At 73.9% G+C, this 8,165-nt stretch carries 8 protein-coding genes and 1 pseudogene; 4 read left to right on the forward strand and 5 right to left on the reverse strand.

What is annotated here, in order from left to right; all coding sequences use genetic code 11:
• From gltD to ACS04_RS14875, 4 genes and pseudogenes are all read left to right on the forward strand, one after another.
• Positions 1-176 (forward strand): annotated as a pseudogene (gltD, locus tag ACS04_RS39295) (glutamate synthase); the annotation flags it as partial.
• Positions 177-346: 170 nt separating this feature from the next.
• Positions 347-2,371, forward strand: coding sequence for a prolyl oligopeptidase family serine peptidase (locus tag ACS04_RS14865; protein WP_048477068.1), 2,025 nt, complete (start codon positions 347-349; stop codon positions 2,369-2,371).
• Positions 2,372-2,488: 117 nt separating this feature from the next.
• Positions 2,489-3,790: an MFS transporter gene (locus ACS04_RS14870; RefSeq protein WP_048477069.1), complete on the forward strand. Its 1,302-nt coding sequence runs from the start codon at positions 2,489-2,491 to the stop codon at positions 3,788-3,790.
• Positions 3,791-3,882: 92 nt separating this feature from the next.
• The gene (locus ACS04_RS14875; protein WP_048477070.1) at positions 3,883-4,302 is read left to right on the forward strand and encodes a hypothetical protein; all 420 of its coding nucleotides are present in this window, start codon (positions 3,883-3,885) and stop codon (positions 4,300-4,302) included.
• On the opposite strand, the gene ACS04_RS14880 is transcribed toward ACS04_RS14875, so the two are convergent.
• From ACS04_RS14880 to ACS04_RS14900, 5 genes are all read right to left on the reverse strand, one after another.
• Entirely contained in the window at positions 4,299-4,502 is a 204-nt protein-coding gene (locus ACS04_RS14880) for a hypothetical protein (RefSeq protein WP_158977262.1), read from the reverse strand. The two genes, ACS04_RS14875 and ACS04_RS14880, sit on opposite strands and share 4 nt — an antisense overlap.
• 96 nt (positions 4,503-4,598) lie before the next feature.
• On the reverse strand, positions 4,599-5,252 hold the full coding sequence (locus ACS04_RS14885) for a hypothetical protein (RefSeq protein WP_048477072.1): 654 nt from the start codon (positions 5,250-5,252) through the stop codon (positions 4,599-4,601).
• 110 nt (positions 5,253-5,362) lie between these two features.
• Entirely contained in the window at positions 5,363-5,797 is a 435-nt protein-coding gene (locus tag ACS04_RS14890; protein WP_048477073.1) for a DUF7144 family membrane protein, read from the reverse strand.
• A gap of 145 nt (positions 5,798-5,942) precedes the next feature.
• On the reverse strand, positions 5,943-7,244 hold the full coding sequence (locus tag ACS04_RS14895; protein WP_048477074.1) for a hypothetical protein: 1,302 nt from the start codon (positions 7,242-7,244) through the stop codon (positions 5,943-5,945).
• A 67-nt stretch (positions 7,245-7,311) separates the two neighbouring features.
• The coding region (locus ACS04_RS14900) for a serine/threonine-protein kinase (RefSeq protein ID WP_048477075.1) at positions 7,312-8,165 on the reverse strand (854 nt) is incomplete at its 5' end.

Consider the following 8,165-nt stretch of genomic DNA (forward strand, 5'->3'; position numbering starts at 1 on the left):
GCGGCCCTCCCCCCGACGGGGTCTTCGTCGCGGGCGACGCGGGCCGCGGCCAGTCCCTCGTGGTGTGGGCCATCGCGGAAGGCCGGGCTGCGGCGGCCGCCGTGGACCGCTACCTCACCGGCTCGACCGCCCTGCCCGCCCCCGTCGGCGCCCACGACCGGCCCCTCTCGGCCTGACCCCGGCCCCTCTCGGCCGGCCCACGACCGGCCGCTCTCGCCCCGACCCGGCCCCCCTCGGCCCGACCCGGCCCTTCTCGGCCCCACCGGCCCCCTCCGAACCAGGACCCCGGACCCCCGGTCCTCCCGACGCGGCTCCGGTACGTCCCGCGGGGCTGCACAATCATGGGGTGACTGCTGAAGATCGTTTCCTGTGGCTGGAAGACGTCGAGGGCGAGGCCGCGCTGGCCTGGGTGGGGGAGCGGAACGCGGAGACCGCCGCCGCGCTCGCCACCGACCCGGGATTCGAGGCGCTGCGCGACGAACTGCGCGAGGTCCTCGATGACGCCGACCGCATCCCGTACACCACTCGCCGCGGGGCGCACCTGTACAACTTCTGGCGGGACGCGGACCGCCCGAAGGGCGTGTGGCGCCGCACCACCCTGGAGCAGTACCGCAAGGACGACCCGGCCTGGGAGGTGCTCCTCGACGTCGACGAACTGGCGGCGCGCGAGGGCGAGGAGTGGGTGTGGGCGGGCGCCCGGGTGCGGTACCCGGACCACGGACGCGCCCTGGTCCTGCTCTCCCGGGACGGCTCCGACGCCGTCGTGGTCCGCGAGTTCGACCTCGGCGCCCTGGCCTTCGTCCCCGGCGACGAGGGCGGTTTCCACGTCGCGGAGGCCAAGACCCGCATCGGCTGGATCGACGAGGACACCGTCTTCCTCGGCACCGACTGCGGCCCGGGCTCGCTGACCGACTCCGGCTATCCCCGTACCGTCCGGCGCTGGCGCCGGGGCACACCCGTGACGGACGCCGAGGTCGTCTACGAGGCGGAGACCGGCGACGTGTCGGCCGCCGGCTGGCACGATCCCACCCCCGGGTACGAGCGCGACTTCGTCTCCCGCCACACCGACTTCTTCCACAGCGAGCTCCACCTCCTCGCCGACGGCGACCGGCTCGTGAAGATCGAGGCCCCCGACGACGCCGGGAAGTACGCGTACCGGCAGTGGCTGATCGTCACCCCGAAGTCCCCGTGGCTCGGGCACCCGGCCGGCTCGCTGCTCGCTTTCGGATTCGACGCCTTCCTCGCCGGGGACCGCACCGCGCACGTGCTGTTCGCGCCCGACGGGAGCACCGCGCTGGCCGGGCACAGCTGGACCCGCCACCACCTGATCCTGGAGACGCTGGCCGACGTCGCCACGCGCATCGAGGTCCTCACCCCGGGCGCGGACGGCTGGAGCCGCCGGCCGCTCGCGGACGTGCCGCCGCTGTCCTCGGCGACCGTCACCGACACCGACCCGGACGTCAGCGACGAGTACTTCCTCAACGTCGACGGCTTCCTCCAGCCCTCCACGCTCACGTACGGGCACATCGGCGCCGACTCCGAGCCGGTCAAGCGGGCCCCCGCCCGCTTCGACGCCCGCGGCTTGTCGGTCCGGCAGTTCTTCGCGACTTCCGCGGACGGTACGCGGGTCCCGTACTTCGTCGTCGGGCCCGCCGGCCAGGAAGGCCCCGGCCCCGCGCTCCTCTACGGGTACGGGGGCTTCCGCGACCAGCAGACCCCCGGCTACAGCCCCCTCACCGGCCGCGCCTGGCTCGCCCGCGGCGGTACGTACGCCGTCGCCAACATTCGCGGCGGCTCCGAATACGGCCCGGCCTGGCACCAGGCGGCCCTCGGCGCGAACCGGGTACGGGCCTTCGAGGACTTCGCCGCGGTCGCCGCCGACCTCACCGCCCGCGGCATCACCACCCCCGACCGGCTCGGCATCACCGGAGCCAGCAACGGGGGCCTGCTCATGGGCGCCATGCTGGTCCGCCACCCGGAGCTGTTCGGGGCGGTCGTGGCCAAGGTGCCGCTCCTGGACATGCTCCGCTACCACCGGCTGCTCGCCGGGGCCTCCTGGATCGCCGAGTACGGGGACCCCGACAGCGAGGCCGACCGGCCCCACCTCGAAGCCCTTTCCCCGTACCACAACCTCCGCGCGGACCGGCCGTATCCGCCGCTGCTCCTGATGACCTCCACCCGCGACGACCGCGTCCACCCCGGCCACGCCCGCAAGGCGGCGGCCCGGCTGCGCGAGCTGGGGCACCGGGTCCTCTTCCACGAGAACACCGGCGGTGGCCACGGCGGAGCCAGCGACAACGAACAGGCCGCCGCCAACCACGCTCTCGCCTACACCTTCCTGTGGCGGCACCTGGGCGGCCGAACGGTCTGAGCGGGCTGGAGCGGGCTGAGCGGGCCGGGCGGGCTCAACGCGCGCTGCGGCCGCGCGCGCCCGGGCACCGCGAAAATGCGTTGCCCGGGGGCGGGCGGTCGCCCACGATGACCCGTTGTGAGTGCCACCCGTTCGTCCCGTCTGCTGCCCGACCTCTCCCCGTGGCGGTCCAGCCGCGATTTCCGGCTGCTCTTCTTCCAGGGCGCCGTCACGTTCTTCACGTCCTTCATGGCCATGATCGCCCTCCCGCTCCAGATCAAGCACCTCACGGACTCGCCGCTCGCGGTCGGCGCGATGGGCGCGGTGGAACTCGTCCCGCTCGTCGTCTTCGGCCTCTACGGCGGGGCCCTGGCCGACGCGATCGACCGGCGGCGGATGATCCTGCTGAGCGAGGCCGGGCTCGGGGTGCTGGCCCTGGTCCTGCTCGTGAACTCCCTGCTGCCGAACCCGCTGCTGTGGCCCCTGTACGTGGTCGCGGCCGGCGTCTCGGCGCTCTCCGGTCTGCAGCGCCCGGCCCTGGACTCGATGATGGCGCGGATCGTGCCGCACGAGCAGATGACCGCGGCCGCCGCGCTCAACGCGCTGCGCTACCAGATCGGCGCGATCGCCGGACCGGCGATCGCCGGCCTGGTCGTCGCCTACGCCGGCTATCCGGCCGCCTACGGCATCACCTTCGCGGGCTTCCTGCTGTCCGTCCTCCTGTGCACGAGGCTGGCCCCGGCCCCGCCCTCGCCGGACGCGGAACGGCCCTCGCTGCGCGGGATCGCCGAGGGCGCCCGCTACGCGTGGAGCCGGCCGGTGCTGCTCGGTACGTACGCGGTGGACCTGGCGGCCATGTTCTTCGCCTTCCCGAACACGATCTTCCCCTTCCTCGCGGACGAGCTGGACGCCGTGTGGGCGCTGGGTCTGATGTATTCGGCGGGTGCGGTGGGCTCCCTGGTCCTCGGGATGACGAGCGGCTGGACCTCCCGGGTCCGGCGGCACGGCCTGTTCGTGGTGTTCGGGGCGGCGGTCTGGGGCGTGGCGATCGCCGCGACCGGCTGGTCCACGAACATCTGGGTGGTGCTGGCCTGCCTGGCCGTCGCCGGAGCCGGCGACATGCTGAGCGGCCTGGGCCGGGCGACCATCTGGAACCAGACCATCCCCGAGGAGCTGCGCGGGCGGCTGGCGGGCATCGAGGTGCTCTCGTACAGCGTGGGTCCGCAGCTGGGCCAGGTCCGCGCGGGTACGGTCGCCGGCTGGACGGGCACGCGGTCGGCGTTCTGGAGCGGCGGCCTGATGTGCGTGGCGGCGGTGGCGGCCCTGTCGGTGACGCTGCCCAAGCTGCTGACGTACGACGCGGACACGGACGAGGACGCGCTGCGGCGCCGCGCCGCGAAGGAGAAGGCGGCGGAGCCGCTCCCCACACCCGCCTCGTGACGAAACGGTCGCATTCCCGTCATTCTCCGCGCATACCCGCGACGCAGGGTGAGGGGGACCGGAACGCACACGTGGCAGGTGGGGAGAACGAGATGAAGCGGGGTGCGCAGCGAGCGGCCGTCACCGCGGCCGTGGCCCTGGCCGCCGGAGCACTGTCCGCCTGGATCGCCATCGCGGGCGACGGCGACGGGAAGAGCGTGACCGAGGCGAGCCGCTTCGCGTCCGGCTACGTGCCGTACGCGGCCGTCGTGTTGCTGGTCTCGGCCACGGCGCCCACGGCGGTCCACGCCGTCCTGCGCGCCGTGCTCTCCCAGCTGCTCATGATCTGGGGCTACTACACCTGGGGCCCGATGATCACCTTCGAACGGACGCCCACCCAGGCCGCGCACTACGCGCGGGAATGGGCAGCGGTGGCCGTGACGGCGGTTCCCGCGGCGGCGCTGGCCACGTACGGCCTGGTCCGCGGGGCCCGCAGACTCGCCACCGCGCACCCCGGGCGGGTCGCTCCTTAGGGGGTGTGCTGCGAAGGGGGTTCGCTCGCCGGGGGCCGGGGCTTGCGGGGCGGCAGGCGGTCACCGGCGCCGGGCCGGGGCCGCGGGGCCACGACGTACTCGTTCTCGACGAGGTGCTCGTACACCTCGAAATCGACGGCCTGCCACCATTCCATGTCACCGTGGACGGCCCGGAACTGGGCCGGAGTCGGACTGGCCACCCTGCTCACCTCCACGTCCTCACCTCCATGCGGGCATCTCATACGATCCTGGAAGAACACTTCATACGACGCTAGAACACTTCGGCAACGGATGCACTACGCGGTGACGGTCTCGCCCGTGAGTCCGGCCATACCCAGCGCGCGGTGCATGGCGGGCAGGTCCCAGTCCTCGTCCCGGTCGTGGTCGTCGCCGCCCGCCGCGACCAGCGCGTCGAGCGCCTCGGGCCGCAGCCGGTACGCCTCGGCGTCCTCCAGGAGCTGCGGTGCGCCCGGACCGTGGTCGGCCAGCAGGCCGAGGACCTCGCGGCGCTCCACGAAACGGTCCATCCCGCAGTCCAGGCCGTCGTCCCCGAGACCCTCCGGGTAGGGGGCACGCGCCCAGGCACCGTTCTCGTACCAGTAGACGCAGCCCAGCTCCCAGCCTTCGAGCAGCGCGCGCAGCTTCTCGTGCGGCAGCCAGTCCGGGGCCTGCGCCAGCATGTCGATCGCAGGCTTGTGCCACTTGACCTGGCTCGACTCGTCCTCGCCGTAGAGCACGAAGCGGCCCTGGCCCACCCGGGCCAGGGTCCACCACGTAGAGCCGCAGTCGTCGAGATGGAGCCGGCCGCCGTCGATCCAGTGGCCGGTGCGGTGGACTCCGTGGGTCTCCGCCTCGGTGGTCGCCTCCAGTACCGCGACGAACGCCCAGCGGGCCCAGAGCAGTTCCGCCGGGGGCAGGTCCGCGGGCCGTCCCGGCCGGTGAATGGTCATGCGGTGCCTGCTCCTCGTGCCGGTGGCGTACGCGTACCGGCACGAGGGTATCCGGCGGTGTCGGGCGGCCGTTGACCTGGCCGCCCGACACCTGGCCCGCCGGCGTACGGTCAGGGCCGCGTCGGCCGGGACCTGTCGGTGCACAGGGCCCAGATGACGAACACGCCGACGAGGATGGCGACGATCGACCAGAGCGGCTGGTACGGCAGCCACATGAAGTGCACGATCACGTACAGGCAGGTCAGGGCGACACCGGCGATCCGGCCGGCTTCCGAGCCCTTGAGGATCGCCGCGCCCGCGACGAGGACCAGGATGCCGATGATGAGATGGATCCAGCCCCAGGCCGTGAGGTCGAACTTGAAGGTGTAGTCGCCGAGGTGCGTGTACACCTCGTCGTTGGCGAGGGCGACGATGCCCTCGATGATGCCGAAGATGCCCGTGACGATCATCAAGACGCCCGCGAACATCGTGCCGCCCGCGGCCCAGGCGCTGCCGGTACCGGTAGGAGTGCCGCTTCCGGTCGTTCCACTCGGCGTGCTGCTCATCGCGCCGCCTCTCTCTCGGGTGCGGGACCCGGGTACGCGTGACACGTGGGTCCCGCCCTCCATCGTGCGGAGCGGCGGCGCGGGCCGCACGTCGGGGCGTATCCGTGCTGGTCGCGGAGTGTGAGCGGGCGCGCTCGGGAGGGGTTCAGGGGCGGACGGAGGTGTGCTCCAGGACGGCGCGGACCTCGGCGGTGATCGCGGCCTCGTTGCGCTCGAACTCGGGGCCCGTCAGCAGGCCCGGGTCCGCCGGGAGGCCGGTGAGCACGGGGGTGTGCAGATGGCCGCCGGGAAGCCGCGGGGCGAGTTCGCCGCGCAGTCGGTTGGAGCGGTACGCGACCTCGTTGGACAGGTAGCCGCCCCCGCCACCCTCCACCGCCCGCGAACCCGGCGTCGGCCCGTCCTCGCGGTCCACCGGCCCGGTGGCGCCGGCCGGGATCTCGGTGACGGCGGTGTTGAGCAGCACCGGGTACGGACTCCCGACGGAGCCGGTGGCGGCGTCGGTGGGGAGGGTGGTCCGGATGAACTCAGCGCCCGGGCCCAGGCCGGGGGCGGTCACCGGGTGCTCGCGGGTGCCGCCGGAGAGGGAGCCGGTGTTGTCCGGGTACGGATCCGCCGACCGGGCCCGGCCCGCCCAGGCCTCCAGGGTGAAGATGCCCGGATAGCCCTGGCTGATGGTGGTGATGACGTCCGCGGAGCCGGAGCCGGAGCCGGATCCGGAGCCGGATCCGGAGTCGCCGGTCAGGCGCGGGGCGAAGGCCCGCTCCACGATGCCGGCGTCGAAGTCGGCGTAGCGCACGGGCAGGACGACGGCCCGGACCTCGGCGCGGCTGCCGTCGGCCAGGGTGATGCGGCGCCCGTTGAGCTGGAGGGCCGCGGAACCGGAGGGGTTCGCGCGGCGCGGTTCGGTGTCGAGCCCGAACGGGTCGAAGCCGCTGATGAAGACGCGGCGTACGCCGGCCGGCGCCTGGAAGGCGTTGTCGGCGAGGCCGCGGGAGGCGTCCTCGAAGCGGCCGCGCAGCGCCGGGCGGTCGACGGGGAATCCCGGCTCCCAGCGGGCGAGCGCGGTGGTCATGGCGAGCCGGGCCCAGTACAGGGGGCGGTCGTCCCCGGCCGGGAGGTCGCCGCCGGGGCGCTGCCCTTGGGCGCGGCGCACCGCGGCCTGCCAGAGCGCCTCGCCCCAGCCGTCGAGCAGCGGCCCGGCCTCGGCGGGGGTGCGGACCGAGCACAGCGCGGCGGGGAAGCGCCGTACGAAGTCACCGAACCCGGCGCGCTCGACGAGCGAGGTGGTCCGGACGTCCGAGAGCCGCGCTTGCTCGGCGTCGAGGGGCGCGGAGGGCGTCGTACGGCAGGGGGCGGTGTCGGCCGCGTGTGCGGGCGCGGTGACGGCTGGGGGCAGGAGGGTGGCGAGAAGGACCGCGAGCGAGGCGGTACGCCGTAAGATCATCATGCCATGTGACATTACACAGTTAGCGGCACCCCATCGGGTGCCTCCGGCCGGCTCTGGCCGGTTCTCGTCAGGCCGCCCCGGGGGTGTCCCGGCGCCGCCGGAGCAGGGTCGCGTCCAGGGCGGCGGACAGCTCCGAGAGGGACGGCCGCTCCGCCGGATCGGGGCGCAAGCAGCCGTCGACGGCCGCCGCCAGGGCCGCGGGCAGGCGCCGGTACGCGGAGACCGGAGCGGCGGGCCCTTCGAGCTGCGGATACCCATACGGGGCCGAGCCGTCCGTAGTCCCCTCCGTGACTCCGTCCCCGGTGCCGTCCGCGGTTTCTCCGAGGTCGAACGGGAGCCGGCCGGTGGCGAGTTCGTACAGGGTGACGCCGATGCCCCAGACGTCGGCCGCAGCCGACAGGACGCCCCCGCGCGCCTGTTCGGGGGCCATGTGGCCGAACGTGCCGGCGCCGGCCGGGGCGGTGCCGGGCGGGCGGGCGACGCTGAGGTCGAGGACCTTCGCGTGACCGCACTCCACCACGACGTTGGCCGGCTTCAGATCCAGGTGCAGCAGGCCCCGGCCGTGCAGGTAGTGCAGCGCGGAGCACAACTGCAGGCCCAGGACGGCGACGTCCCCGGCGGACGCCCGCCGGGGCAGGCGGTCGATGAGGTGGGACAGCGTCTCGCCCGTCAGCGTTTCGAGGACGACGACGGGCTCGGGGGACGCGAAGGTCTCGTACGCGCGGACCAGGTGCGGATGCGTGAAGCGCTGGAGCCAGCGCCCCTCCCGGACCAGCCGTCCGGCCAGCCGCGGTTCGTCGCGGCGGTCGGGGCGTAGCACCTTCACCACGCAACGGCAGTCCCGCTCCGCGCTCCATGCGTCGTACAGGTCGAGCCAGCCGGTGCGGTCCAGGTGGGCCAAGACCTCGTACCCCGGCGCGG

It is taken from the genome of Streptomyces roseus, assembly GCF_001044425.1.
Classification (GTDB): domain Bacteria; phylum Actinomycetota; class Actinomycetes; order Streptomycetales; family Streptomycetaceae; genus Streptomyces; species Streptomyces roseus.

Bases quoted from the DNA above. Each gene is read 5' to 3' on its own strand.
- ACS04_RS14875 (WP_048477070.1), top strand. From the start codon at position 3,883: ATGAAGCGGGGTGCGCAGCGAGCGGCCGTCACCGCGGCCGTGGCCCTG.
- ACS04_RS14885 (WP_048477072.1), bottom strand. From the start codon at position 5,252: ATGACCATTCACCGGCCGGGACGGCCCGCGGACCTGCCCCCGGCGGAA.
- ACS04_RS14890 (WP_048477073.1), bottom strand. From the start codon at position 5,797: ATGAGCAGCACGCCGAGTGGAACGACCGGAAGCGGCACTCCTACCGGT.
- ACS04_RS14895 (WP_048477074.1), bottom strand. From the start codon at position 7,244: ATGATGATCTTACGGCGTACCGCCTCGCTCGCGGTCCTTCTCGCCACC.